The 24,642-nt window shown below is 63.6% G+C and carries 27 protein-coding genes; 12 read left to right on the top strand and 15 right to left on the bottom strand.

All coding sequences use genetic code 11. From position 1 onward, the window contains the following. Positions 1–139: 139 nt before the first annotated feature. On the top strand, positions 140–436 hold the full coding sequence (locus OE856_RS03240) for a DUF6477 family protein (protein ID WP_263714605.1): 297 nt from the start codon (positions 140–142) through the stop codon (positions 434–436). Here OE856_RS03240 and OE856_RS03235 read toward each other — a convergent pair whose 3' ends face one another. Next, a complete protein-coding gene (locus OE856_RS03235; RefSeq protein ID WP_263714604.1) occupies positions 437–1,993 on the bottom strand; it encodes a trimethylamine methyltransferase family protein in 1,557 nt (518 codons plus the stop codon). Between the two features lie 172 nt (positions 1,994–2,165). On the opposite strand from OE856_RS03235, the gene guaA reads away from it, so the two are divergent. From guaA to OE856_RS03200, 7 genes are all read left to right on the top strand, one after another. Next, the gene (guaA, locus tag OE856_RS03230) at positions 2,166–3,731 is read left to right on the top strand and encodes a glutamine-hydrolyzing GMP synthase (protein ID WP_263714603.1); all 1,566 of its coding nucleotides are present in this window, start codon (positions 2,166–2,168) and stop codon (positions 3,729–3,731) included. A gap of 93 nt (positions 3,732–3,824) precedes the next feature. Continuing rightward, a complete protein-coding gene (locus OE856_RS03225) occupies positions 3,825–4,712 on the top strand; it encodes a DMT family transporter (protein ID WP_263714602.1) in 888 nt (295 codons plus the stop codon). Between the two features lie 65 nt (positions 4,713–4,777). Then, positions 4,778–5,641 (top strand): ATPase, encoded by an 864-nt coding sequence (locus OE856_RS03220; RefSeq protein WP_263714601.1) that lies wholly within the window; start codon positions 4,778–4,780, stop codon positions 5,639–5,641. Between the two features lie 45 nt (positions 5,642–5,686). Further along, a complete protein-coding gene (metA, locus tag OE856_RS03215; RefSeq protein ID WP_263714600.1) occupies positions 5,687–6,610 on the top strand; it encodes a homoserine O-acetyltransferase MetA in 924 nt (307 codons plus the stop codon). Continuing rightward, positions 6,600–7,547: an alpha/beta fold hydrolase gene (locus OE856_RS03210; RefSeq protein ID WP_263714599.1), complete on the top strand. Its 948-nt coding sequence runs from the start codon at positions 6,600–6,602 to the stop codon at positions 7,545–7,547. Before metA ends, OE856_RS03210 begins: the two co-directional genes overlap by 11 nt. 43 nt (positions 7,548–7,590) lie before the next feature. Further along, complete coding sequence (ppk2, locus tag OE856_RS03205; protein WP_263714598.1) at positions 7,591–8,460, top strand: polyphosphate kinase 2; 870 nt, start codon at positions 7,591–7,593, stop codon at positions 8,458–8,460. Further along, positions 8,453–9,073, top strand: coding sequence for a TetR/AcrR family transcriptional regulator (locus OE856_RS03200; RefSeq protein ID WP_263714597.1), 621 nt, complete (start codon positions 8,453–8,455; stop codon positions 9,071–9,073). Before ppk2 ends, OE856_RS03200 begins: the two co-directional genes overlap by 8 nt. A gap of 70 nt (positions 9,074–9,143) precedes the next feature. Here OE856_RS03200 and OE856_RS03195 read toward each other — a convergent pair whose 3' ends face one another. The 6 genes from OE856_RS03195 to OE856_RS03170 all read right to left on the bottom strand — a co-directional run bounded on the left by OE856_RS03195 (position 9,144) and on the right by OE856_RS03170 (position 13,694). Further along, positions 9,144–10,235, bottom strand: coding sequence for an ABC transporter ATP-binding protein (locus tag OE856_RS03195; protein WP_263714596.1), 1,092 nt, complete (start codon positions 10,233–10,235; stop codon positions 9,144–9,146). Beyond that, positions 10,232–11,038 (bottom strand): ABC transporter permease, encoded by an 807-nt coding sequence (locus OE856_RS03190; protein WP_263714595.1) that lies wholly within the window; start codon positions 11,036–11,038, stop codon positions 10,232–10,234. The genes OE856_RS03195 and OE856_RS03190 overlap by 4 nt, the downstream gene beginning before the upstream one ends. After that, a complete protein-coding gene (locus OE856_RS03185; protein ID WP_263714594.1) occupies positions 11,035–11,940 on the bottom strand; it encodes an ABC transporter permease in 906 nt (301 codons plus the stop codon). The genes OE856_RS03190 and OE856_RS03185 overlap by 4 nt, the downstream gene beginning before the upstream one ends. A 202-nt stretch (positions 11,941–12,142) precedes the next feature. Beyond that, positions 12,143–12,634, bottom strand: coding sequence for a 30S ribosomal protein S9 (gene rpsI, locus OE856_RS03180; RefSeq protein WP_263714593.1), 492 nt, complete (start codon positions 12,632–12,634; stop codon positions 12,143–12,145). Between the two features lie 3 nt (positions 12,635–12,637). Then, positions 12,638–13,099 carry a 50S ribosomal protein L13 gene (rplM, locus tag OE856_RS03175; RefSeq protein ID WP_263714592.1) on the bottom strand — a complete coding sequence of 154 codons (462 nt, stop codon included), beginning with the start codon at positions 13,097–13,099 and terminating at the stop codon, positions 12,638–12,640. Between the two features lie 172 nt (positions 13,100–13,271). Beyond that, positions 13,272–13,694 carry a PaaI family thioesterase gene (locus OE856_RS03170; RefSeq protein WP_263714591.1) on the bottom strand — a complete coding sequence of 141 codons (423 nt, stop codon included), beginning with the start codon at positions 13,692–13,694 and terminating at the stop codon, positions 13,272–13,274. 58 nt (positions 13,695–13,752) lie between these two features. On the opposite strand from OE856_RS03170, the gene OE856_RS03165 reads away from it, so the two are divergent. After that, positions 13,753–14,547, top strand: a complete 795-nt coding sequence (locus OE856_RS03165; RefSeq protein ID WP_263714590.1) for an enoyl-CoA hydratase — start codon at positions 13,753–13,755, stop codon at positions 14,545–14,547. Here the strand turns inward: OE856_RS03165 and OE856_RS03160 are convergent. From OE856_RS03160 to OE856_RS03140, 5 genes are read right to left on the bottom strand one after another with little or no spacing between them, the layout of a single operon-like run. Continuing rightward, complete coding sequence (locus OE856_RS03160) at positions 14,538–15,338, bottom strand: sulfotransferase family protein (RefSeq protein ID WP_263714589.1); 801 nt, start codon at positions 15,336–15,338, stop codon at positions 14,538–14,540. The two genes, OE856_RS03165 and OE856_RS03160, sit on opposite strands and share 10 nt — an antisense overlap. An 8-nt stretch (positions 15,339–15,346) precedes the next feature. Beyond that, the gene (locus OE856_RS03155) at positions 15,347–16,027 is read right to left on the bottom strand and encodes a hypothetical protein (RefSeq protein WP_263714588.1); all 681 of its coding nucleotides are present in this window, start codon (positions 16,025–16,027) and stop codon (positions 15,347–15,349) included. Beyond that, complete coding sequence (locus OE856_RS03150; RefSeq protein ID WP_263714587.1) at positions 16,017–17,495, bottom strand: carboxypeptidase M32; 1,479 nt, start codon at positions 17,493–17,495, stop codon at positions 16,017–16,019. The genes OE856_RS03155 and OE856_RS03150 overlap by 11 nt, the downstream gene beginning before the upstream one ends. 1 nt (position 17,496) lies before the next feature. After that, on the bottom strand, positions 17,497–18,636 hold the full coding sequence (gene ctaA / locus OE856_RS03145; RefSeq protein WP_263714586.1) for a heme A synthase: 1,140 nt from the start codon (positions 18,634–18,636) through the stop codon (positions 17,497–17,499). A 56-nt stretch (positions 18,637–18,692) separates the two neighbouring features. Then, on the bottom strand, positions 18,693–19,439 hold the full coding sequence (locus OE856_RS03140; protein ID WP_263714585.1) for an RNA methyltransferase: 747 nt from the start codon (positions 19,437–19,439) through the stop codon (positions 18,693–18,695). A 68-nt stretch (positions 19,440–19,507) separates the two neighbouring features. Here OE856_RS03140 and OE856_RS03135 point away from each other — a divergent pair, with 68 nt between their 5' ends. Both OE856_RS03135 and OE856_RS03130 read left to right on the top strand, forming a co-directional pair. Next, a complete protein-coding gene (locus OE856_RS03135; RefSeq protein WP_263714584.1) occupies positions 19,508–19,837 on the top strand; it encodes a TfoX/Sxy family protein in 330 nt (109 codons plus the stop codon). Between the two features lie 55 nt (positions 19,838–19,892). Further along, on the top strand, positions 19,893–20,513 hold the full coding sequence (locus tag OE856_RS03130; RefSeq protein WP_263714583.1) for a thiamine phosphate synthase: 621 nt from the start codon (positions 19,893–19,895) through the stop codon (positions 20,511–20,513). 3 nt (positions 20,514–20,516) lie between these two features. Here the strand turns inward: OE856_RS03130 and OE856_RS03125 are convergent, their stop codons facing one another. Next, positions 20,517–22,052: a DUF853 domain-containing protein gene (locus OE856_RS03125; protein ID WP_263714582.1), complete on the bottom strand. Its 1,536-nt coding sequence runs from the start codon at positions 22,050–22,052 to the stop codon at positions 20,517–20,519. 411 nt (positions 22,053–22,463) lie between these two features. On the opposite strand from OE856_RS03125, the gene OE856_RS03120 reads away from it, so the two are divergent. Continuing rightward, positions 22,464–23,075, top strand: a complete 612-nt coding sequence (locus tag OE856_RS03120) for an invasion associated locus B family protein (protein WP_263714581.1) — start codon at positions 22,464–22,466, stop codon at positions 23,073–23,075. Between the two features lie 70 nt (positions 23,076–23,145). Here OE856_RS03120 and OE856_RS03115 read toward each other — a convergent pair whose 3' ends face one another. Both OE856_RS03115 and OE856_RS03110 read right to left on the bottom strand, forming a co-directional pair. Continuing rightward, on the bottom strand, positions 23,146–24,354 hold the full coding sequence (locus tag OE856_RS03115; protein WP_263714580.1) for a beta-ketoacyl-[acyl-carrier-protein] synthase family protein: 1,209 nt from the start codon (positions 24,352–24,354) through the stop codon (positions 23,146–23,148). Further along, entirely contained in the window at positions 24,351–24,617 is a 267-nt protein-coding gene (locus tag OE856_RS03110; RefSeq protein ID WP_263714579.1) for an acyl carrier protein, read from the bottom strand. The genes OE856_RS03115 and OE856_RS03110 overlap by 4 nt, the downstream gene beginning before the upstream one ends. Positions 24,618–24,642: the final 25 nt, after the last annotated feature.

Raw genomic sequence — 24,642 nt, 5'->3', positions numbered from 1 at the left:
TAACATTTCAACGTTTCCCAACAATTGAACATAAAAGATAAACGTCTTGGTAACCGGGCGAACGCAGAAACGGGGCATGACGCAACACCCGCTAAAGTTGCGCGATGGTCTGGCAGATTTCGAGTCAAGGAGACTGCACATGACCGACCCCATCGCCCTGATGAAAGCCCTGCGCCGCCCCCGCCTGCTGATCCGCGCCGCGCGGTTCGGGCTGTCTGACTACCGGCGCGAGCGTGACCTCAAGCGCCTGATGGGCGCACCGCGCCTGCCCGCGCCGCCGCAGGTTCTCTCAGAGCTGATCGCGCAAGAAGAACAGCTGGAAGCCACCCGCCAGGCGGGCGACGCCAGCTATTCGATTGCGCGTCACATCGATATTCTGATTGCGATGATGGCCGAGGCGCGCCTGCTGCCGCAGGGCCCGCGCCCACAGCACTGATCAGACAAAGGCGTCGGGCTGTTCGGCCTTCTTGCGGGCGACGAAATCTCTCAGCGCCTCGTGAATGGCCGGATCAAGCGCGGGGGCCTCATAATCGGCCAGCATCCGCGTCACCCGTGCGGCGGCCAGCGCCTGGCTGTCGCGCGCGCCCTCTTCGTCCCAGGTCTCGAACGGTTTGTAATCCAGAACCTGAGAGCGCCAGAACGCGGTCTTGAAATGCGCCTGGGTATGGGCGCAGCCCAGGAAGTGCCCGCCCGGCCCGACCTCGCGCAGCGCGTCCATCGCCTGCGCGCCCTCATCAACGGGCACGCCCTGCGCCAGGCGGTGCAACACGCCCAGTTGATCGGCATCCAGCACGTATTTCTCATAGCTGGCGACCAGCCCGCCCTCGAGCCAGCCACAGGCATGCAGCATGAAATTGACGCCACCCAACAGCGCCGCATTCAGCGTGTGGGCGGTTTCATAGGCGGCCTGTGCATCGGGCAGTTTCGACCCGCACAAGCCCCCGCCCGACCGGAACGGCAGCCCCAACCGCCGCGCCAGCTGACCCGCCCCATACAGGATCAGGCTGGCCTCGGGCGTGCCGAAAGTGGGCGCCCCCGAATTCATGTCGATCGAGGTGACGAACGCCCCGAAAATGACGGGCGCGCCGGGGCGGACGAGCTGGCTATACGCCACGCCCGCCAGCACCTCGGCCAGCACCTGTGTCAGCGTACCAGCAACCGACACAGGCGCCATCGCCCCACCCACGATGAACGGAGAGATGATGCACGCTTGTCCGGAGCGCGCATACACCTCTAATGCCCCCATCATCGTGGCGTCGAACGTGAGTGGTGAATTGATGTTGATCAGCGAAGTCATCACCGCGTTGTCGTTCACGAAGCCCTCGCCGAACAGGATGCGGCACATATCGACCGAATCCTGGGCGCGCGAGGGCTCCGTGACCGAGCCCATAAACGGCTTGTCCGTGAGTGTCATATGGGCAAAGAGCATGTCGAGATGGCGCTTGTTCACGGCAACATCGGTCGGCTCGCACACCGTGCCGCCCGAATGATGCAGCCATTTCGACATGTGACCGAGTTTCACGAAATTGCGGAAATCCTCGATCGTGGCATAACGACGCCCGCCGGCCAGGTCGCGCACGAAGGGCGGGCCATAGACCGGGGCCAGCACCAGGTTGCGCCCGCCGATCTCGACGTTGCGCTCAGGGTTGCGGGCATGCTGGGTGAAACTTGCGGGCGCGGTGGCGCAGAGCTGGCGCGCCAGCCCGCGCGGAATGTGCACGCGGTCGCCCCGCACATCGGCACCGGCCTGGCGCCACAGCTCCAGCGCGGGGGCGTTGTCAGCAAAGACCACGCCGATCTCTTCCAGAACGGTCTCGGCATTGGCCTCGATGATCTCGATCGCCTCGGCGTTCAGGATCTCGAAATTCGGCACATTGCGGGTGATAAAGCGTTCGGCCTCGACGCCACCGCCCGTCCGCGCCGCCCGACGTGCCGCCGCGCCTCCGCCCGAGCGGCCACGCCGCCCCCGCTCTGCAATCCCGCTTTGATCCATCGCGCACCTCTGGTGTCCTGTTCTGCCCCAAGTATCGGTCAGCGCCCGCCCCGACGGCACGCCATTTGCGGCGCAGCGATGTTCATCTGCGACATGGCGTTTCATCGATTTCAGGCGGCCTTGCGGCGTTGTTCCTCTTGCAAGCGCGGCAGGGCTGAACTACGAGGCGGTCATGAGCACCGCATCCCACGACCGCCTTCTGATCATCGACTTCGGCAGCCAGGTGACGCAGCTGATTGCGCGCCGTCTGCGAGAGCTGAATGTCTATTGCGAAATCCACCCCTACCAGAACGTCACCGACGCCTCGCTGAAAGAGTTTGCCCCCAAGGCGATCATCTTTTCCGGCGGGCCGGATTCGGTGATGCGCGAGGGCAGCCCGCGACCGCCGAAAGCGGCCTATGAGATGGGCGTGCCGATTCTGGGCATCTGCTATGGCCAGCAGGTGATGATGCATGACCTGGGCGGCCGCGTTGAGGCCGGCGAACATGCCACGGCCGAGTTTGGCCGCGCCTATGTCACTGCCGCCGACCAGCACCCCGATTTCCTGCGCGGCTGGTTCCTTGAGGGCCGCGAGCAGGTCTGGATGAGCCACGGCGACCACGTGGCCGAGATTGCCCCCGGGTTCCGGGTCTACGGCACCTCGCCCGGCGCGCCCTACGCCATCACGGCGGACCTCGAGCGCAACTTCTTCGCGGTGCAGTTCCACCCCGAGGTGCACCACACCCCGAACGGCGCCACGCTCTATGAGAACTTCATCCGTCTGGCCGGGTTCACCGGCGACTGGACGATGGGCGCCTACCGCGAGGAAATGATCGCCAAGATCCGCGAACAGGTGGGCGACAGACAGGTTATCTGCGCCCTGTCGGGCGGCGTCGATTCGTCGGTCACCGGCATCCTGCTGCACGAGGCGATCGGCGATCAGCTGACCTGTGTCTTTGTCGATCATGGCCTGCTGCGCCTCAATGAGGCCGAACAGGTCGTCGCCATGTTCCGCGACAACTATAACCTCAACCTGATCCACGCCGACGAAAGCGACCTGTTCCTGGGCGCGCTCGAAGGCGTCAGCGACCCCGAGGTCAAACGCAAGACCATCGGCAAGCTGTTCATCGACGTGTTCCAGAAATACGCCGATGGCATCGAGGGCGCCGAATTCCTCGCCCAAGGCACGCTCTATCCCGACGTGATCGAATCTGTCTCGTTCTCGGGCGGCCCGTCGGTGACGATCAAATCGCACCACAACGTCGGCGGCCTGCCTGAAAAGATGGGCCTGAAACTGGTCGAACCGCTGCGCGAGCTGTTCAAGGACGAGGTCCGCGCGCTGGGTCACGAGCTGGGCCTGCCGGCATCGTTCATCGGCCGCCACCCCTTCCCGGGGCCGGGCCTGGCCATCCGCTGCCCGGGCGAGATCACCCGCGACAAGCTGGAAATCCTGCGCAAGGCCGATGCCGTCTATATCGACCAGATCCGCAAACACGGCCTTTACGACGAGATCTGGCAGGCCTTCGCCGCCATCCTGCCGATGCGCACCGTGGGTGTCATGGGCGACGGACGCACCTATGACTATGCCGTAGCGCTGCGGGCGGTGACATCCGTTGACGGGATGACCGCCGATTACTACCCGTTCACCCACGAATTCCTGGGCGAAACCGCCACGCGCATCATCAACGAGGTCAAGGGCGTGAACCGCGTGTTCTACGACTGCACCTCGAAACCGCCCGGCACGATCGAGCTGGAATAGGCCACCCGAAATAACCTTAAGTCAGACCCGCCCGGCGGGTCTTTCTTTTTTTCGGGCATCGCATAGTCTGCCTGAAACCCCGCAAGGATCCCCATGAGCGCCACCCGCCCCCTGCCCGCCATCCTCTTGGCCGCCCTTTGGATGGCGGGAACGATCGCGTCCTTTTCGGCCATGGCCGTGGCCGGACGCCATGTGCGGGTCGAACTGGACACGTTCGAGCTGATGACCACGCGGTCGCTGGTGGGGCTGTTGATCGTACTGACCGTGGCCGCCAGCCGCGGCACATGGCGCCAGATCAGCACCGACCGGCTGGGCCTGCATCTGGCCCGCAACATCTGCCATTTCACCGGGCAGAACCTGTGGTTCTTTGCCCTGCCGCTTATCCCTCTGGCGCAGCTGTTCGCGCTGGAATTCACCACGCCGCTGTGGGTGACGCTGCTGGCGCCGCTGCTGCTGGCCGAGACCCTGACCCGCACGAAACTGATCGCCGCGCTGATCGGCTTTGCCGGGGTGCTGGTCATCACCCATCCCGACCCCGCGCAGATCAACCCCGGCACCATCGCCGCCGCGCTTTGTGCCATCGGGTTCGCCGGGTCGGTGATTTTCACCAAACGCCTGACCCGCACCGCCACCATCACCTGCATCATGTTCTGGCTGACGGGCATGCAGGCGGTGTTCGGGCTGATCTGCGGCTTTGCCGACGGGCAGTTCACTTGGCCCTCGACCGCGATCCTGCATTGGGTGGTGATCGTGGGCTGCGCCGGGCTGGCCGGGCATTTCTGCCTGACCCAGGCCCTGCATGTCGCCCCCGCCAGCATCGTCATGCCGATGGATTTCGTCCGCCTGCCGGTGATCGCCCTTGTCGGACTGGCGCTCTATGATGAACCGCTGGAATGGGCGCTGCTGCTGGGCGGCGTGCTGATCTTTGGCGGCAACCTGATGAATATCCGCCACGAATCACGGGCGCGGCGCCTCGCCTGACCCAAAGCAATTGACCCTGCGCGGCGCGCTGGATAGGACAACGCCAGCCATTTCGGGGATCGGACATGCTGTATTCATCGGCCAAAAACTGGAACGAGGCACCGCAAAAGCGGGTGCTGTTGTTTGGCATGTCGGGGCTGGGCAAGACCCATGTGTCGAACCTGCTGCGCGCCAGCGGCACCTGGTTCCACTATTCGGTCGATTACCGCATCGGCACCCGCTACATGGGCGAACACATCGCCGACAACTTCAAGCGCGAGGCCATGCGCGTGCCGCTGTTGCGCGAGCTGCTGCTAAGCGACAGCGTCTATATCGCGTCGAACATCACCTTCCAGAACCTCGCGCCGCTGTCGACCTATCTGGGCAAGCCCGGCAACCCCGATCAGGGCGGCCTGCCCTTTGACGAGTACATGAAGCGCCAGGAACAGCACCGCACCGCCGAGATCGCGGCCCTGCTGGACACGCCGCATTTCATCAACCGTGCGGGCGATCTTTACGGCTATGACAATTTCATCTGCGACACCGGCGGCTCGATCTGCGAAGTCGTCGACCCGTCGGATGAGAACGACCCGGTGCTGCGCGCCCTGTCGGACAACCTGCTGATGGTCTGGATCGAAGGATCGGACGACCACACCGCCGAGCTGATCCGCCGTTTTGATCGCGCGCCCAAGCCGATGTATTACCAGCCCCAGTTCCTGGATGCCGCCTGGGCCGAATACCTGGCCGAACAGGGCTGTCGCCCCGAACAGGTCGACCCCGACGCCTTTGTCCGATGGACCTATGCCCGCGCCCTGGCCCATCGCCAGCCGCGCTATGAGGCCATGGCGAAAAACTGGGGGATCAAGGTCTGCGCCAATGACGTAGCCCGCGTGCACACGCCCGATGACTTCCAGGCGCTCATCGCCCAGGCCCTTGAGAAACAGCGGTAAACCGCCTATCTCTCGGTTCTTCCACCAACGCAGGATACCCTGACAATGCCCATCAAGCTGCCCTCCACCCTTCCCGCCTTCGACGTGCTGACGCGCGAGGGCGTGATGGTCATGGAAGAAGGCCGCGCCGCACGTCAGGACATCCGCCCGCTGCATATCGGCCTGCTGAATCTGATGCCGAAAAAGATTCAGACCGAGACCCAGTTCGCCCGGCTGATCGGCGCGACGCCCTTGCAGATCGAGCTGACGCTGATCCGCATGTCGGAACACGAGACCCGCAACACCGCTGCCGAGCATATGGAGGAGTTTTATCGCCCCTTCGCCGAGGTGGCAGACAGCGGCGAAAAGCTGGATGGCCTGATCATCACCGGCGCCCCGATCGAGCACCTGCCCTTCGAAGAGGTCACCTATTGGCAAGAGCTGACCCAGGTTTTCGACTGGACGCAAACCCATGTGCAGTCGACCTTTGGCGTCTGCTGGGGTGGCATGGCGATGATCAACTATTTCCACGGGGTCAAGAAACACATTCTCGATCACAAGGCCTTTGGCTGTTTCCGGCACCGCAACATGGCGCCGGCCTCGCCCTATCTGCGCGGGTTTTCCGACGATTGCGTCATCCCCGTCAGCCGCTGGACCGAGATGAAAAAGCCCGAGATCGACGCCGCCACCGGGCTGGATATCCTGCTCGACAGCGACGAGGTCGGCCCCTGCCTGGTCGAAGACGCCGCCCATCGCGCGCTCTATATCTTCAACCATTTCGAATATGACAGCGATACGCTGAAGCAGGAATACGACCGCGACGTGGCCAATGGCACGCCGATCAACGTGCCGCTGAACTATTATCCCGACGATAATCCGGCCCTGCCGCCGCAAAATCGCTGGAGAAGTCACGCGCACCTTCTATATGGCAACTGGTTGAATGAAATTTACCAGTCCACGCCATATGAACTGTCGGAAATTGGCACTTAGCATCGCTACCCTTGCCGCGCTGACCGCAGCGGGCGCCGCCCTGACCTATCACCGTGCCCACGCGCGCGAACAGGCCGCCATGGCTGCCTATCCGCCCGAAGGCCGGTTCGTGATGGTGGATGGCGTGCGCCTGCATGCGGTGGTGCGCGGCAGCGGCCCCGACCTGGTGCTGATCCACGGCTCGTCCGGCTCAGTGCGCGATTTCACCTTCGACCTGATACCGCGCCTGGCTGATCGTTACCGGGTCATCGCCATCGACCGCCCCGGCCTGGGCTGGAGCGACCCGGCCCCCAACAGCGAAACCCTGGCCGAACAGGCCCGCCTGATGCGCACCGCTGCGGCCCAGCTTGGCGCGCCCCGCCCGATCGTCCTGGGCCAAAGCTATGGCGGATCGGTCGCGCTGGCCTGGGCCTTGCAGGCGCCCGATGACACGGCCGCGCTGGTGCTGTTGGCCACACCGTCCCACCCGTGGGAATCGGGGCTCAGCACCTTCTACAAGACCACATCGCACCCGCTGGGCGCCCAGGTCGTGGTGCCGCTGCTGACCGCCTTTGTGCCCCGCGAAAAGGTCATGCGCGAGGTCGAAAGCGTCTTTGCCCCGCAAGCCGCGCCTGAGGGCTATGCCGAATATTTCGGACCCGGCATGACGCTGCGCCGCAGCTCTCTGCGCGCCAACGCCCGCCAACGCGCCGCCCTGCTGGCCGAGATCACCGATATGGTGCCGCGCTATGCCTCGCTGACCCTGCCGGCCGAGCTGGTGCATGGCACGGCCGACACAACCGTGGGCCTCTCGATCCATTCGGAAAAGCTGGCGGCCAATATGCCGAACGCCGTTCTGACCCGCCTGCCCGGCATCGGCCACATGCCCCACCATTCTGCCCCCGCCGACGTTATCGACGCCATCGACCGCGCCGCTGCCCGTGCCGGATTGCGCTAGGCCGCGCAATCGCCATACTGGGCGCAATGTAAGGAGGGTTCACATGTCGCTTCCCTTTGACGGCGCGATCAGCCGTTTCCATGCCGAAGAGGCCCCCGAAAGCGTGCGTACCGCCATCGCCGAGGGGAAGGACAAGGATATGCTGTCCGACAGCTACCCCTATGACAAACGCATGGATGGCGACGAATACGACAACATGATGCAGGCCCTGCAGGTCGAGCTGGTCAAACTGCAAGCCCATGTCAAGGACACCGGCAAGCGCGTCGCCGTGGTGTTTGAAGGCCGAGATGCCGCCGGAAAAGGCGGCACGATCAAGCGGTTCCGTGAAAATCTTAATCCACGTGTCGCGCGGGTCGTCGCCCTGCCAAAACCCTCGGACCGCGAGGCGACGCAATGGTATTTCCAACGTTATGTCGAACAGCTGCCCGCGGGCGGCGAAATCACCCTCTTTGACCGCAGCTGGTATAACCGCGGCGTCGTCGAACATGTCTTCGGCTTTTGCACACCCGAACAACGCGCCCATTTCTTTCGCCAACTGCCCGAATTCGAAGACATGCTGGTCGAAGAAGGCATCACCCTGGTCAAGCTTTGGCTCAATGTCGGGCGCGCCGAACAGCTGCGCCGCTTTCTGCAACGTGAAAAAGACCCGCTAAAGCAATGGAAACTTAGCTGGATCGACGTTGAAGGCCTGAAGAAATGGGATGACTATTCCGCCGCGATCCAGGAAACGCTGACCCGCTCGCACTCGGAAACCGCCCCTTGGACGGTCATCCGCTCCGACGACAAACGCCGCGCCCGCATCGCCGCGATCCAGCAGGTGCTGATGCAGGTCGATTATCCCGACAAGAACCCGAACGCCGTTCAAACCCCCGACCCCAAGATCACCGGCGGCCCCGAGATCTGGAATGCATAAGAAACGCGGCTATCACCACGGCAACCTGCGCCAGGCGCTGGTCGATGCCGCCTTGGCTCTGATCGAGGAAAAAGGCCCCCAGGGCTTCACCCTCTCCGAGGCCGCGAAAAAGGCAGGCGTCACCCCGGCCGCCGTCTATCGCCACTTTCAGGGCCGCGACGACCTTATCGCCGAAGCCGCGCGCCAGGGCTATGAAATCTTCGCTGACGTGATGGAATACGCCTACGAGAAAGGCCAGCCCTCGGCCAAGGCCAGTTTCGAGGCCACCGGCCGCGCCTACCTGGCCTTCGCCCGCAAATACCCCGGCCACTACATGGCGATGTTCGAAAGCGGCGTCTCGGTCAACGCCAACCCCGATCTGGCCCGCGTCGCCGCCCGCGCCAGCGGCATCCTCGAACGCTCGGCCCAGGATCTGCTGCAATACCTGCCGCCGGAAAAACGCCCGCCCGCCTCGATGTTCTCGGCCCATATCTGGGCCATGTCCCACGGCGTGGTTGAACTCTACGCCCGCGGCGCCCCTGGCACACGCGCGCCCTTCCCGCCAGAGGACCTGCTGGAAAGCGGCATCGGCATCTACCTGCGCGGCCTCGGCCTGATCCCGCCCGACACCTAAACACCCCTTCTTCTTCGGGCAAATATCCCGGGGTCCGGGGCAGAGCCCCGCACCGGCGCGCCAGCGCCGGCTACCGGAACAAAACCAGCGCGCCCGCGCTCCAGGCCACGCGGGCGCGGGTGCCGATCTCCAGCACCGGCCGCCCCACAAGGTTGCGCATCGAAATCCGCACCGGCACCGCGGCCCCGTCGAGGCGCACGTCGTAATAGGTCATGTCGCCATAATAGACGACTTCCTCGATCACGCCCTCGGCGATGCGCTCGCCACTCTGGTTTCCATTGAACTGAATCGTCAGCGTCTCGGGCCGCAGGCCCACGCTGACCTCATGCCCACCGGCGCTGGCCATGGCCTGATTGGCCGTCAGCTCGGCCCGGCCCAACCCGGCGATCTCGACCTCAACCGTGTCACCGGCCTCGGACACCACCTTGGCCGGCAGAAAGTTCATCACCCCGATAAAATCGGCCACCCAGCGCGAATTCGGCCGGCGATACAGCGTCTCGGGGTCGTCCATCTGCGCGATCCCGCCCTCGGACATCACCGCGATCCGGTCGGACATCACCAGCGCCTCTTCCTGGTCATGGGTGACCAGAATAAAGGTGATGCCCACCTGGCGTTGCAGCTTGATCAGCTCGACCTGCATGTTTTCGCGCAGCTTCTTGTCCAGCGCCGAAAGGGGCTCGTCCAGCAACAGCACCTTGGGCTTGAGGATCAGCGCCCGCGCCAGCGCCACGCGCTGACGTTGCCCGCCCGACAGCGCATGCGCCGCGCGTTTGCCGTATCCGGCCAGCCCGACCATCTCCAGCGCCTCGCCCACGCGACGCGCCATTTCACCCTTATCCAGCCCGGCGCGGCGCAGGCCAAAGCCCACGTTCTGCTCGACGCTAAGATGCGGGAAAATGGCGTAGGACTGGAAAACCATGTTGGTGGGCCGCTGGTTGGCGGGCACGCCCTGCATGTTCTTGCCATCGATCACCACCGTGCCCGAGGACACATCCTCGAACCCCGCGATCGTGCGCAACAGCGTGGTCTTGCCACAGCCCGACGGCCCCAGCAGCGAAAAGAACTCGCCCTGGCGGATATCGCAGGTGATCCCGCGCAGCGCGTGGTATTCACCATAATATTTCTGCACGTCGCGCAGTTCGATGATCGGTGGTCGGGTCACAGAAAGCCCCCAGTATCCTTGCCGCCCGCACGCGCCACACCGCGTCGGCGATAGTATTCAGCAATGGTCAACAGCAGCACCGACAGCGCCACCAGGATCGTCCCCAGCGCCATGACGGCCGGGATCTTTTGCGGAAAGCGCAGTTGGCTCCACAGATAGACCGGCAGCGTCGGCTCGGTGCCGGTCAGGAAGAACGCGATGATGAATTCATCCAGCGAGATGGTGAATGAAATCAGCAGCGACGAGATGATCCCCGGCATCACCAGCGGCAGGGTGATCAGGCGGAACGTGCTCCACGGGGTTTCGCCCAGATCCACCGCCGCCTCTTCCAGCGAGCGATCCATATTGGCAAAGGCCGAGGTCAGAATCGCGATCGAGAACGGCGTGCAGATCAGCACATGCCCCAGGATCACCGTCCACGCCCCCAAGGGCAGCCCCAGCGCCAACAGCACCACCAACAGTGCCACCGCGACGATGATCTCGGGCAGCACCAGCGGCAGCATGATGAACCCCATGATCGGCTTTTTGCCAGGGAATGCATAACGGGCCGAGGCGCGCGACGCGCAGATGCCCAGCGTTGTCGCCAGCAGTGAGGTGGTGATCGCGATCATCAGACTGTTCAGCACCGCACCGTGCAGCGCCGGAATATCGGCCAGTTCACCAAACCATTTGGTCGTAAACCCGCTTAGCGGAAAGGCGATGATCGTGCTGTCATTGAAGGCAAAGATCGGCAGCAGAACGATCGGTGCATAGAGAAACACCAGATAGAGCACCGCATAGATACGCAGACCGCCGCCCTTCATTTCTGCCCCCCAAGGAACCGCCGGTTGAGCATCACGAATATCACCGAGATCGCACCCACCATCAGCATCGCCAGCACCGCCAGCGCCGCACCCATGGGCGCGTTGTTCAGCTTGAGAAACTGGGTCTGAATCATGTTCGCGATCATCTGACCGCCGGGTCCGCCCACCAGCCGCGGCGTGACGTAATCGCCGATTGTCGGAATGAACACGATCAGCACTGCCGCCACCACGCCGGGCATCGCCAGTGGCAGCGTCACGCGCAGGAAGGTGGTAATGTGGTTCTCGCCCAGGTCGCGGCTGGCCTCAAGCAGCGACCGGTCGATCTTTTCCAGCGCCACAAAGATCGGCAGGATCGCGAAAGGCGCATAGGCATGGGCCAGCGTGATCACCACCGCATTGGCGTTATACAGGATAAATGTCAGGGGTTCATCAATGATACCAACGCCTTGCAGCGTGGTATTGAAAACACCGTTGTAGCCCAGGATCACCTTCCACAGGAACACCCGGATCAGGTAGGACGTCCAGAACGGGATGGTGATCAGGAAGATCCACATGCTTTTGCGGCTGGGCGCGACGTGGAAAGACACGAAATAGGCCATCGGAAAGGCCAACAGCACCGTGGCCACCGTCACCGCCCCCGAGATCCGCAGCGACCGGAACATCAGCTCCAGATACAGCGACATGTCGCCATTGGCCTGGCTGGCAAAGGCCTCTTGATAGTTCTTGAGCGTGAAACTGCGGTCGATGGTCAGATAGTCCTGGCTCCAGAAGCTGAAGGCCAAGATGGTTGCCAAGGGCGCGGCAAGCAGAAGCAGCGCGTAAAGCGCCGTGGGGCTGACCAGCAACAGGCCGCTGGCGGCTTCGCTCCGCCCAAGGCGGCCAGAACGCTGTCGACGACTCATCTCACAGGGCCACCCCCCAAAAACCGAGGGTAATCATGCTGGGAATTGGGCGCCCGCTCAAGGGGGGAAAATGGGCAAAGCACGCGTGGCGCACCGATTCATGCAGCGCGGCCACAAGTCGAAGAACAGCCAACAAGCCACTATGCCCAAAAGAAAAAGGCCCGGCGCAATGACCGGGCCTTTTCGATGACGTTGGGTAAGATCAGCGCTTCGAGAACTGGAACGAACGGCGGGCTTTGCGCTTGCCGTATTTCTTACGTTCCACCACGCGCGAGTCGCGGGTCAGGAAGCCGGCAGCCTTGAGCGACGAGCGCAGGGCCGGATCGTAGAGTTGCAGAGCCTTCGAGATGCCGTGCTTGACCGCACCGGCCTGGCCCGACAGACCGCCGCCCTTGACGGTGGCCATCACGTCGAACTGGTCTTCGACGCCAGCAATCTCGAACGGCTGGCGCAGGATCATCTGCAGAACCGGACGGGCGAAATAGGCGCTCTGGTCTTTGCCGTTGACGGTGACCTTGCCCGAGCCGGGCTTGATCCACACGCGGGCAACGGCGTCTTTACGCTTGCCGGTGGCATAAGAGCGGCCCAGTTCGTCGCGAACGGGCTCACGGGGTTCGGCAATGTCGGCCAGTACGGCCGCGTCACCGCCGGCGACAGCATTCAGCTCGTCGAGGGATTTGATTTGATCGGCCATGGGTTAGCTCCGGGTGTTCTTCGAGTTCATCGACTTGACGTCGAGCACTTCGGGCTGCTGGGCTTCATGCGGATGCTCGGCACCGGCGTAGACGCGCAGGTTGGTCATCTGCTGGCGGCTCAGGCGGTTGCCCGGCAGCATGCGCTGAACGGCTTTGGTGACGACGCGCTCGGGATGGGCGCCTTCCAGGATCTGGCGCGCGGTGCGGTGCTTGATGCCGCCCGGGTGGCCAGTGTGCCAGTAGTATTTCTTGTCGTCGCGCTTCTTGCCGGTCATCTGCACCTTGTCGGCGTTGATGATGATGACGTTGTCACCCATGTCCATGTGGGGGGTGAAGGACGGCTTGTGCTTGCCGCGCAGACGCATGGCGACGATCGAGGCGAGACGGCCCAGAACGACGCCCTCGGCGTCGATCAGGATCCATTTCTTCTCGATATCCGCCGGGGTAGCGGTAAAGGTTTTCATATCGTTTGGCCCTGTGGCTGTTGTTCATGGGCACGTCACCGCGCCCGGAAACTGGGATGGGTGGTTTCTAAGCATTTCCCGCGCACAGTCAAGCGCCACAATGCTGGATTTATCATGCTTTTTCAATACGTTGCGAAATAGGTATTAATATACCCCATATTTCACACCGTTTTCACCGCTCTGGCGGGATCGAATAGGTCATGCTGGCGCGCGCCACGGGCTGATCCTGACCCACAGACCAGATCAGCGCGTCGCCCACGGCCAGAACCCGCCCCAGTTTCAGCAGCTTGGCCTCGCAGACCATGTCGGCCCCGCTGGCCGGTTTGCGCATGAAATCGATCGAGGCATTGGTCGTCACCGCCAGCCCCTTGGGCCCGATCATCGCCAGCGTCGCCAGGTAGATCGCGCAATCGGCCAGCGAAAACATGCTGGGCCCCGACACGGTGCCGCCGGGGCGCAGATGCTGATCCTGCACGTTCATCCGCACCCGCACCCGCATCGGCGCAAGATCCTCGATGGTGAACTGCCCCGTTACCTGCGGAAACTCGGCCTCGAGAAACTTTTCCAGCGCGGCGATATCCATTTTCAGCTGCATACTCTTTCCCCTCGTCGTGTTGCAGCCTAGAGTTTCCGCAAACAGGAGAAATGACAAGATGACCGACAACATCCTCTTGCGTCAGGACCGTGGCGCCGTTGCGGAACTGACGCTGAACAGCCCCGAGCGGCTGAACGCCCTGTCCGATGCCATGCTGGCCGCGCTCAGTGATCAGCTGGCCGAGCTGCGCGAAGACACGACCATTCGCGCTGTTATCCTGCGTGGCGCGGGCAAGGTGTTCTGCGCCGGGCATGATCTCAAGGAAATGCAGGCCGGGCGCCAGTCCGAGGATGGCGGCCGCGCCTATTTCGCCGATCTCTTCAACCGCTGCGGCGCGGTGATGATGGGGCTGCAACGCATCCCCCAGCCGGTCATCGCCGAGGTCCACGGCATCGCCACCGCCGCCGGCTGTCAGCTGGTCGCGTCCTGCGACATGGCCGTCGCGGCCCAGGGCACCAAGTTCGGCGTGAACGGCGTAAACATCGGGCTGTTCTGTTCCACCCCCATGGTCGCCCTGTCGCGCAACATCCCGCGCAAGCAGGCGTTCGAAATGCTGACCACCGGCCAGTTCATCCCCGCCGAACGCGCCGAGGCCCTTGGCCTGGTCAATCGCGTCGTGCCGCACGAACAGCTGCAAGACGCCAGCCGCGAACTGGCCGATACCGTGGCCTCGAAACTGGGCGCGGCGGTCAAGATCGGCAAAGAGGCGTTCTATGAGCAGCTGCAAATGCCGCTGGATCAGGCCTATGCCTATGCCGGTGACGTGATGGTGCAGAACATGCTGTATCGCGACACCAACGAAGGCATCAGCGCCTTTCTCGACAAGCGTCAGCCCGACTGGGATCAGTCGTAACCGAAGGCCTGATAATCCGCCTCGAATATCTTGCGGATTCGCGCACGCTGCGGGGGGCTTAACCGCGGCGGGCGCTTGGCCTTCGAGGGATTGAACCGCGCGTTCATGACCTCGGAAGGCGGAAAGCCCGGCGCCCCGCCCATCTCGAACACGCGGGGCAGATCCTCGGCAATGTTCTCCAGTTTGCCGATGAAATCATAGGCCAGCTTGCCGAAACAGATATTCATCACCTGAGGCCTGAAATGGGTGCTGGTGCGCAAAGCGTCGGCCTCGAGACAGGCTTCGAGATAATCCAGATAGATGTCAAAGTTGCGGCTGTCGCCCTTGCCTGGATCAAAACCCAGGGCCGTCATCGCGGGCATGTGGTTGTGGCGGGCGATGTTCTTTTGATCGACGAAAAAGTTGGTAAAGGCCGAATAGGCCCGTGCCTCGGGATCGCGGACAAAGGTGAAAAGACAGGGCTGGCCCGACGCCAGAACGGGTTTGATATCGGCCCAGTGATACCGCGAAAGCAACACCCCTTTTTGGGCGCGGTGAATGCTGCGCGGAAAGAACTCGCCGGTGGCATAGTAATACAGGATCTGCGCGATCGAGGTGCACCCGGCCTTGGCATTGCGTAGAAACAGGAATTTCCGGTCCGGCGTCATCACCAGGTCGCGCAGCGGCATGCGCATGTCGCGCGGCTCTGCCCGCAACTGCCGCAGCACCCGGTAACGCGGCGCAAAAGGTGCCAGCAGGCGGGTTTTGAGATCGTCTGAATCGATATCGTTGAGATAAAGCGGCAGATCCATACGGGCCTCTAGCGATAGCTCCGGGGGCGATTATGAGCGATCTGGCGTTTGGTCCAGGCCACGAGCGGATGCATCTTGCGACCGCGCGAGCGTCCGATATCGCGCCAGTCCTCGGCGCGCAGCCCATAGCCCGGCAGGCGCTCGATCAGATCGGCGATATCGTCCTGCTGGATGTCGAACACGATCAGCTGTTCCGGCTTGTCCGCCATGAACGCCCGCACATCGGCATGATGGGCGTCCCATTCCGCGCGCCAGGCATCCGCAAGAGCATCCAGATCGGCCAGCCCCCGCGCCGACATGTGCTTTTGCGCAAAGCTGCCATGGCCGTGCCGCAGCCGCGAGCGAATCCAGGCTTCGCGGTCGCGGGTATTGAGCAGCAGCACCGTGCCGGGATAGTCGCGCAGGATTTCGCGAAAGGCGCTGTTGCCGTCATAGGTTTCGCTGGGGGTGCTGTAGATCAGGTCACAGTAAAAGGTAAAATCCTCAATCCCGTCGAACACCTTGCGTCCGGCGGCGATGTTGTCGCGCATGATGCGGCCGACCCAGCGGCTGATCCGCAGCGGGCGGCGCAGCTTATTGTGCACCATCTTGTGCCCGGCCGCCTCGAACAGATAGCCCAGCCCGCGCGTGCCGCATTTGTTGAACCCGATCGCCACCACGCGCGGCAGTCTTTTCGGCTCAGAGGTCATAAAGCGTCCCGAATTTGGCATCGAGATAGTCTAGCAGCGGTGCCTCGTTGGGGTCAAAGCCGCAGGCGCGCTCGATCACCTCGCGCGGCTGATAAAGCCCGCCATGGCGTTGCAGGTTCTCGCGCAGCCAGGCCATGGCGCCGCTGGTGTCACCACGTGCCAGCTGGTCGTCCAGCCCCGGCACCGCCGCACGCATCGCCAGGTTCAGGCAGCCCGCATAGACATTGCCCAGCGTATAGGTCGGGAAATAGCCGAACAGCCCGACCGACCAGTGCACATCCTGCAACACGCCGTTCGACGGCTTGTCGACCACCACGCCGAAATCATGGTGGAACCGGTCGTTCCAGGCAGTTTCCAGATCGGCCACGGCCAGATCACCCGAGATCAGGGCGCGCTCGAGGTCATAGCGCAGCATGACATGCAGGTTGTAATGCACCTCGTCCGCCTCGGTGCGGATATAGCCCGAATGCACGCGGTTAACGGCGCGGTAGAACGCATCGGCATCCGCCGCGCCCGCATCGCCAAACACATCACGCATGCGGCCAAACAGCCAGCTGGTAAAGGCCTGCCCGCGCGCGATCTGGTTTTCATAGATCCGGCTTTGGCTTTCATGCACACCCATCGACACGCCAGCGCCCAGCGGCGTCAGCGCATATTCCGGCGCGATCTGCTGTTCATAGGTGGCGTGGCCGACCTCGTGAATGGTGGAATAAAGGCAGTTGAACGGGTCTTTCTCATCGACCCGCGTGGTGATGCGCACATCGGTGCCCGAGCCGCTGGAAAACGGATGCACCGATTTATCCAGCCGCCCATGCCGCCAGTCATAGCCGAACCGTTCCGCCACCTCATGCGCCAGCGTCATCTGCGCATCAGAATCGAAATGGCCGGTGACGCGCGGCGCGGTCTTGCCGCTGGCCATGACCCGTTCGCGCAGCATCACAAGGCGCGGGCGCATCCGGTCGAACATGGCGCTGATCTGGGCCGATGTGGTGCCGGGCTCGTAATCCTCAAGCAGCGCATCATATAGATCGCCGCCAGCGGCCAGCGCGGCGGCCTCTTGCCGTTTCAGCGCCACGACCTTTTCCAGCACCGGCAGGAAATGCGCCACGTCATCGGCGGCGCGCGCCTCGGCCCAGATACCCTGGGCACGGCTGGTGGTCTTGGCGATCTCGGTGGCCAGGGCCTCGGGGATCTTGGTCGCCCGCGCATAGGAGCGGCGGATATGGCGCATCTTGGCGCGCCCGACCGCATCAAGCGCCACGTCGTCAATCGCGGCCAGCCAGTCACCCACACGCGGATCGGTGCGGCGCGCATGCAGCACCGATTCCAGCGCGCCGATTTCCTCGGCCCGTTGGGCGGCGGCCCCGCGCGGCATGATGGTTTCCTGATCCCAGCCCAGCCGGCCCGCGACCTGGGCCAGGGCCTCGGTCTGGTGCTGATGGGCCATCAGTTGGTCAAAGGCGCTCATCTCAGCCCCTTACCGATTGGGCAGTGGGATATTGCGCACTGAACCGCGCCCGCAGGATCAGCACCCACAGCAGAATCGCGCCCAGCTGATGCAGGATCGCCAGGTGCAGCGGCGACGAATGCATGACCGTCGCAATGCCCAGCACGGCCTGCAACACCAGCATCCCCAGCACCGCGTCAAAGGCCGCACGGGTGCGGATGTTGCCGCTTTTGCGACCGCGCCGCCAGACGATGATACCGAACACCAGCAGCAGATAACCGGCGATGCGGTGCATGAATTGCACCAGCCCGTCATCCTCGAAGAAATTGCGCCAGACGGGCGTCAGCTCGAACATGTCGGGCGGGAAAAAGCCCCCGGCCATCAGCGGCCAGTCGGTATAGCCACGGCCCGCGTCAATGCCCGCCACCAGCGCCCCCAGCAGGATTTGCAGGAACGCGAAATGCATCAGCCCGGTGCCCATGGAAAACAGCTTGGCCTCGCGCCCGCGCCGCGCCTGCATCAGGTCTTTTTCCGAACGGCTCAGCATCAATACATACCAGCCGATAAACCCAAGGATCACGAAGGCCAGCCCCAGGTGCGTGGCCAGACGGTAAGACGCCACATCCAGCCGCGAGCCGGTCAGGCCAGAGCTGACCATCCACCAGCCGATCGCGCCCTGCGCGCCCCCAAGAATGCCGATGCCCAGCAAACGCCCCGACCATCCGGTCGGGATCTTGCGGGTCGCGGCAAAGAAGACAAACCCCAGCGCCCAGACCAGACCGATCGCGCGGCCCAGCTGGCGATGGCCCCATTCCCACCAATAGATTGTCTTGAATTCGGACAGGGACATGCCCTTGTTCTGCAACTGATATTCCGGAATCTGCTGGTATTTTTCGAACTCGGCGGCCCAGGCGGCCTCGTTCATCGGCGGCAGCGCGCCGGTCACGGGGCGCCATTCGGTGATCGACAGCCCGCTGTCGGTCAGCCGGGTCAGCCCGCCGACCAGGATCATCGCCGCAACCATGACGAACAACACGACCAGCCACACCCGGATCGCGCCGCGCGCGCCCTTGTGGCCCTTGTCGATCAGCCCCGGCTGGGCGGCGGGCTTTTGCGCGGGCGCATTGCCCACCTCTTCGAAAATGCTGCGTTTACCGCTCATGCGATCCCCCAGAACTCTTTCCCCGGACAGTAGGCGCGCGGCCCCTGCCCTGCAAGTCAGTCGCCGCGCTCTTTCCAGCGCACCATTTGCCGCATCACCCCGTGCAGGATCTGCACATCGGCGCGGGTCAGCGGCATCCGGCTCCACATGTTGCGCAGGTTCTGTTTCATGCCCTCGGCCTTGGTCTCGGGGAAAAAGAAGCCGGCCTCGACAAGGCGATCCTCATAGTGGTCGCCCAGCTTTTCCACCTCGACATGGCCGGCCCATTCGGTTTTCGCCATCTCGACGACCTCGGGCACGATCTGGGCCGTCTGGCGGCGCCATTCATAGGCGGTCAGCAACACACATTGCCCAAGGTTCAGCGAGGCGAATTCCGGGTTCACCGGCACCGAGATAATCGCGTTCGCCCGCACGATATCGTCATTTTCCAGCCCCGCGCGTTCGGGGCCGAACAACACGCCCACGCGCTTTCCCTCGGCCGACAGGGCGCGGGCATGATCCATCGCGCGTTCGGGCGTCATCACCGGCTTGGTCAGGCCGCGCGCGCGTGCCGTGGTGGCGAACACATAGTCGCAATCGGCAATCGCCTGCGCCGTGGTGTCATAAAGCCCCGCATCATCCAACAGCCGCCCCGCGCCCGAGGCCAGCGCCACGGCGCGCTCATTCGGCCAGCCGTCGCGCGGCGCCACAAGGCGCATCCGGTCCAGCCCGAAATTCCACATCGCCCGCGCCGCCGCGCCGATGTTTTCGCCCATCTGCGGGTTCACCAGAATAAAGGCCGGCTGGATCGGATCGGTGCTCATCTTGCTCTTTCCCCTTTGATCGCGGGGGTGATACGCTGGCCGCATCCACATGGCAAGGAGGCGGACCCATGGCCTATGACGAAGGGCTGGCGCAGCTGATGCGCGACGATCTGGCCCATCTGGACGGTGTGTCCGAGAAAAAGATGTTCGGCGGCCTGTGTTTCCTGCTGAACGGCAACATGCTGTGCGGCGTGCACAAGGGCGGCGGCATGTTTCGCGTCGGCAAGGATAACGAGGCCGCCGCGTTGCAGATCGACGGCGCCGGGCCGATGGAATTCACCGAGCGCAAGATGGGCGGCATGATCGATGTCACTGATGACGGGCTGGCCGATGACACCCGCCGGGCGCAATGGATGGCGCTGGCGCGCGATTTTGTCGGCGACATGCCGGCAAAGTAGCCAAGCGCGAAAATCCCCGCTATAGGGGCGGAAACCTGCACCAAGGAGCCCGCGAATGGCCGAGATCGAGCGCCCGCAAATCTATCTGATCACCCCGCCCGAATTCGAGCTGTCCAGCTTTCCCTCGGCTCTCGCGGATGTTCTGGATGCGCATGAGGTCGCCTGTGTGCGCCTGGCCCTGGCCACCCGTGACGAAGACCGCGTGGCTCGCGCCGCCGACGCGCTGCGCGAGGTCACCCATGCCCGCGACATCGCGCTGACCATCGAAAACCATGTGCAACTGGTCGAACGGCTGGGCCTGGATGGCGTGCACCTGACCGACGGCGCGCGATCTGTCCGCAAGATCCGCAAGGATCTGGGCGCGGATGCCATCGTGGGCGCCCATTGCGGCGCCTCGCGCCATGACGGCATGAACGCGGGCGAGGCCGGTGCCGATTACATCAGCTTTGGCCCCGTCGGCGCCAGCGCGCTGGGCGACGGCACGATGGCCGCGTTCGAGCTGTTCGAATGGTGGTCGCAGATGATCGAAGTGCCGGTCGTGGCCGAGGGTGCGCTGGATGCCGACATCATCGCCCGCATTACCCCCGTGACCGATTTCTTTGGCATCGGCGAAGAGATCTGGAAAACCGACGATCCGGCCGCCGCCCTGGGCCGCCTGATCGCCGCGATGTCCTGACCCCTAGCGCCCCTTGAACAGGCCGCCCAGGATGCCGCGCACGATGCGGCGTCCGGTGGTGCCTTTCAGCTCTTTGATGACAACTTTGCCGATGGCAGAGCCGATACTGTCATCCTTACGTGATCTGCTGGACGACCGGCTGACCCGCGTGCCCTCGTAACGCCGCGCGGTGCGGTATTCGCGTTCGCGCGCCTCGGCCTCTTCCTCGGCCCGTTCGGCGGCTTCGGCCTCGGCGGCGGCTTTCTCGGCCCGCCGGGTCAGCACCTCATGCGCCGAGTCCCGGTCGACCACCGTGTCATACTTGCCCGCCACCGGCGACATGCCGATCAGCGCCGCGCGCGTCGCCACATCCAGCGGCCCCAGCTGCGAGCTGGGCGGGCGGATCAGCGTGCGCTCGACCACGCCGGGAATGCCCTTGCGCACCAGCATCGAGGTCACGGCCTCGCCCACGCCGACCTCGCGGATGGCGTCCTCGGTGCTGAAGCGCGGATTGTCGCGATAGGTCTGCGCCGCCAGTTTCAGATCCTTGCGATCCTTGGCGGTAAAGGCGCGCAGCGCATGCTGCACCCGGTTGCCCAGCTGGCCCAGAATATCCTCGGGCACATCGGCCGGGTTCTGGGTGCAGAAATAGACGCCAACCCCCTTTGACCGGATCAGACGCGCCACCTGTTCCACCTTGTCGACCAGCGCCTTGGGCGCGTCGTCGAACAGCAGGTGCGCCTCGTCGAAAAAGAACACCAGCTTGGGTTTGTCGGGGTCGCCCACCTCGGGCAGGGTTTCGAACAGCTCGGACAGCATCCACAGCAGGAAAGTCGCATAAAGCCGCGGGCTGCTCATCAGCGTGTCGGCGGCCAGGATGTTGATCCGCCCGCGCCCGTCGGCATCAATCAGCATCATGTCATCGAGATCCAGCGCCGGCTCTCCAAACAGGCCCGCCCCGCCCTGGTTTTCCAGCACCAGCAGACGCCGCTGAATCGCCCCGATCGAGGCGGTCGAGACATTGCCGTAGCGCAAGCTGAGATCGGCGCGGTTCTCGCCCAGCCAGACCAGCATGGATTGCAGGTCTTTGAGGTCCAACAGCGGCAGGCCCTCTTCGTCGGCCACGCGGAAGGCGATGTTCAGAATACCCTCTTGCGCCTCGGTCAGTTCCAGCAGGCGCGAGATCAGCAGCGGCCCCATCTCGGCCACGGTGGTGCGGATGGGATGGCCCTGCTTGCCGAAGAGATCCCAGAACGTGACCGGAAAGGCCCTGTAGGCCAGATCCAGCCCGATGGTCTCGGCCCGCTTGGTGAAGGCCTCGTGCAGCTTGAACCCCTCGGACCCCGCCGCGCCAAGGCCCGACAGATCGCCCTTGATGTCAGAGACAAAGACCGGAACGCCGGCGGCCGAAAAGCCCTCGGCCAGGATTTGCAGGGTCACGGTCTTGCCCGTGCCCGTCGCCCCGGCGATCAGGCCGTGACGGTTGGCATAGCCCAAAAGCAGGCTCTGGGGCTCTGCATAGCCCTCGCCGCCGCCACCGATAAAAATACTCTCGCTCACGCACTGATCTCCTCTTTCGGGCGCATCGTCCGCCCCCAAAATACATTCTTAACCTTGTTGTGCCAGTCTTGATGCATTCCGTCCGTTTCTGACGGAAATTCCTCCCTGTCAGACTGGCCGCGCATATGACTGCGCGGCCTTTTTTCGTGCTCGGCGGAAAGCCGCACAATGACGATATTTTCCCGGTTGACGACCCTACGCAAAGCTCATAGCGTGCGGCCATGACAAGTCGGCCAGTCCGACAGGGAGATAAAAAAATATAAGGAAAAAGGGTCGGTTACCGGCCCTTTTTTCATTTCAGGCTTAGCATAATTCCGCCCATTTCCCGCCGCCTTCACCGGGTTTCGACCTGACATCGTGCGGCGTCCGTGATAGAGGGCATAGCCAAGTCACAAACGATAAAGGACCGACATGCGTGATACTCTCAAGGCCCTGACAGCCGCCGCCGTGCTTTGCATGGGGATGACCCCTGCCCTGGCCCAGGATACGGCCGCACAGGACGCGCCCGTCGTGGTCAACGACCCCACCATTTCCAGCGGCACCCCCGAGGGCGAAAACCCGGTCGGCAGCCGCTATATCGCCCAGACCCATGGCGACTGGGAACTGGTCTGTACGCGGATGCCCGAGGGTCAGAAAGACCGCTGCGGCATGTTCCAGATGCTGGTTGACGAAGGCGCCAACCCGACGGCCGAATTCAACATCGGCCTGCTGGGCACCGAACAGGGCGTCGCCGTCATCGGCGAGATCGTCACCCCGCTGGAGACCCTGCTGACCAAGGGCATGCGCCTGTCGGTGGATGACGGTCAGGCCAAGCTCTACCCGTTCCAGACCTGCGCCAAGGTGGGCTGCCTGTCGCGTATGAGCTTTACCGGCGAAGAGATCGAGGCCTTCAAGCGCGGCGCCAACGCGCAGGTCGTGATCGTGCCCTTCAAGGCCCCCGACCGCGAGGTCCGGCTAAGCGTGTCGCTCAGCGGCTTTACCGCCGCCCTGGATGCGATGGTCGAAAGCGCCAAGGCCGAATAAGGCCCGCACTACCCGACAAAGAAAAACGCCGCCCCGAAAGGCGGCGTTTTGTATTTCTAGAGGTCAGAGATCAGATCCGCCGCAGTGCCAGCACCGCGTTCAGCCCGCCAAAGGCAAAGGCGTTCGACAGCACCACATCGACCTTGGCCTCGCGCGCCTCGTTCGGCACCACGTCCAGCGAACATTCCGGATCGTATTCCTCGTAGCCGATCGTCGGCGCGATGACGCCATTGCGCAGCGCCATCAGACAGGCCAGCAGCTCGACCGCGCCGGTGCCGCCGATCAGGTGGCCATGCATCGACTTGGTCGAGGAAATCATCAGCTTGTCGGCATGCGCCCCGAACACATCGGCCACCGCCGCGCATTCGGTCTTGTCATTGGCGGCCGTGCCGGTGCCATGGGCGTTGATATAGCCCACCTGCTCGGGCGACAGGCCCGCGTCGCGCAGGGCACCCGAAATGGCCCGCGCCGCGCCGTGCTTGCTGGGCATGACGATATCGGCGGCGTCCGAGGTCATGGCAAAGCCCACCACCTCGGCCAGGATATCGGCGCCGCGCGCCTTGGCGTGTTCATATTCCTCGAAGACAAAGACCGCCGCGCCCTCGCCCTGGACCATGCCGTTGCGATTGGCGCTGAACGGCCGGCAGGCGTCTTTCGACATGACGCGCAGCCCTTCCCAAGCCTTGACCCCGCCAAAGCACAGCATCGATTCCGACCCGCCCGTCACCATCACCGGCGCCATGCCCGAGCGGATGAACTGGAACGCCTGTCCCATCGCGTGGTTCGACGACGCACAGGCGGTGGCCACGGTGAAACTGGGGCCTTTCAGGTTATAGACCATCGACACATGGCTGCAGGCCGCGTTGTTCATCAGCTTGGGCACGACAAACGGGTGAACCCGGTTCTTGCCCTCTTCGTAAACGACGCGGTAGTTTTCATCCTGCGTGGTCAGCCCGCCGCCCGAGGTGCCCAGCACCACGCCCGACCGCGCCGCCAGATCGCCCGAAAACTTAAGCCCCGACTGACCGATTGCCTGTTTCGCGGCAAGCAGCGTGAACTGCGTGAACCGGTCATAAAGGGCAATCTGCTGACGGTTAAAGTGATCCTCGGCGTCATAGTCGCGCACCTGACCGCCAATGCGGATCGACAGGCGCTCGACATCGCGGATGTTCAGCTCGCCGATGCCGCAGCGGCCATTCGCCATCGCGTCCCAGGTCTGGGGAACGTCGTGGCCTAGAGCGTTGATCGTTCCCGCCCCGGTGATGACGACGCGCTTCATGCGGGTTGTTCGGCCACCAGGCCCTCGACCGCCCTGATGATCGCGGCCACTGACGAAATGTCGAAATCGCTCTCGGTCGGCTCGTTCGCGTTGAACGGCACCTGGATGTCGAACGCCTCTTCGATGGCGAAGATGCATTCCACCAGGCCCAGGCTGTCGATGCCCAGGTCATCCAGCGTGCTTTCCGGGGTCACATCCGACACGTCCAGAACGGCCTGCTCGGCGATGATGCGAATAACGGTATCTTTCACGGTCTCAGACATAGTAGGTCCTATCTTCTGCCCTTGC

Origin of the sequence: Actibacterium sp. XHP0104 (assembly GCF_025751515.1) — a bacterium.
Classification (GTDB): domain Bacteria; phylum Pseudomonadota; class Alphaproteobacteria; order Rhodobacterales; family Rhodobacteraceae; genus Actibacterium_D.
The sequence above is the reverse complement of the archived record's forward strand: the minus strand, read 5'-3'. Positions and strand labels throughout refer to the sequence as shown.

Excerpts from the sequence above, each read along its gene's own strand:
- OE856_RS03140 (WP_263714585.1), bottom strand. The coding sequence starts at position 19,439 with ATGAGCACCGATCCGATCCAGCCGGCCTTTATTCTGGTGAACCCGCAG.
- rplM (WP_263714592.1), bottom strand. The coding sequence starts at position 13,099 with ATGAAAACCTTTACCGCTACCCCGGCGGATATCGAGAAGAAATGGATC.
- OE856_RS03155 (WP_263714588.1), bottom strand. The coding sequence starts at position 16,027 with ATGACCTCTGAGCCGAAAAGACTGCCGCGCGTGGTGGCGATCGGGTTC.
- OE856_RS03220 (WP_263714601.1), top strand. The coding sequence starts at position 4,778 with ATGCTGTATTCATCGGCCAAAAACTGGAACGAGGCACCGCAAAAGCGG.
- OE856_RS03135 (WP_263714584.1), top strand. The coding sequence starts at position 19,508 with ATGGCCTATGACGAAGGGCTGGCGCAGCTGATGCGCGACGATCTGGCC.
- OE856_RS03165 (WP_263714590.1), top strand. The coding sequence starts at position 13,753 with ATGACCGACAACATCCTCTTGCGTCAGGACCGTGGCGCCGTTGCGGAA.
- OE856_RS03150 (WP_263714587.1), bottom strand. The coding sequence starts at position 17,495 with ATGAGCGCCTTTGACCAACTGATGGCCCATCAGCACCAGACCGAGGCC.
- OE856_RS03130 (WP_263714583.1), top strand. The coding sequence starts at position 19,893 with ATGGCCGAGATCGAGCGCCCGCAAATCTATCTGATCACCCCGCCCGAA.
- OE856_RS03240 (WP_263714605.1), top strand. The coding sequence starts at position 140 with ATGACCGACCCCATCGCCCTGATGAAAGCCCTGCGCCGCCCCCGCCTG.
- ppk2 (WP_263714598.1), top strand. The coding sequence starts at position 7,591 with ATGTCGCTTCCCTTTGACGGCGCGATCAGCCGTTTCCATGCCGAAGAG.
- OE856_RS03235 (WP_263714604.1), bottom strand. The coding sequence starts at position 1,993 with ATGGATCAAAGCGGGATTGCAGAGCGGGGGCGGCGTGGCCGCTCGGGC.
- OE856_RS03115 (WP_263714580.1), bottom strand. The coding sequence starts at position 24,354 with ATGAAGCGCGTCGTCATCACCGGGGCGGGAACGATCAACGCTCTAGGC.
- guaA (WP_263714603.1), top strand. The coding sequence starts at position 2,166 with ATGAGCACCGCATCCCACGACCGCCTTCTGATCATCGACTTCGGCAGC.
- metA (WP_263714600.1), top strand. The coding sequence starts at position 5,687 with ATGCCCATCAAGCTGCCCTCCACCCTTCCCGCCTTCGACGTGCTGACG.
- OE856_RS03170 (WP_263714591.1), bottom strand. The coding sequence starts at position 13,694 with ATGCAGCTGAAAATGGATATCGCCGCGCTGGAAAAGTTTCTCGAGGCC.
- OE856_RS03110 (WP_263714579.1), bottom strand. The coding sequence starts at position 24,617 with ATGTCTGAGACCGTGAAAGATACCGTTATTCGCATCATCGCCGAGCAG.
- OE856_RS03200 (WP_263714597.1), top strand. The coding sequence starts at position 8,453 with ATGCATAAGAAACGCGGCTATCACCACGGCAACCTGCGCCAGGCGCTG.
- OE856_RS03185 (WP_263714594.1), bottom strand. The coding sequence starts at position 11,940 with ATGAGTCGTCGACAGCGTTCTGGCCGCCTTGGGCGGAGCGAAGCCGCC.
- OE856_RS03160 (WP_263714589.1), bottom strand. The coding sequence starts at position 15,338 with ATGGATCTGCCGCTTTATCTCAACGATATCGATTCAGACGATCTCAAA.
- OE856_RS03225 (WP_263714602.1), top strand. The coding sequence starts at position 3,825 with ATGAGCGCCACCCGCCCCCTGCCCGCCATCCTCTTGGCCGCCCTTTGG.
- OE856_RS03120 (WP_263714581.1), top strand. The coding sequence starts at position 22,464 with ATGCGTGATACTCTCAAGGCCCTGACAGCCGCCGCCGTGCTTTGCATG.
- OE856_RS03190 (WP_263714595.1), bottom strand. The coding sequence starts at position 11,038 with ATGAAGGGCGGCGGTCTGCGTATCTATGCGGTGCTCTATCTGGTGTTT.
- rpsI (WP_263714593.1), bottom strand. The coding sequence starts at position 12,634 with ATGGCCGATCAAATCAAATCCCTCGACGAGCTGAATGCTGTCGCCGGC.
- ctaA (WP_263714586.1), bottom strand. The coding sequence starts at position 18,636 with ATGAGCGGTAAACGCAGCATTTTCGAAGAGGTGGGCAATGCGCCCGCG.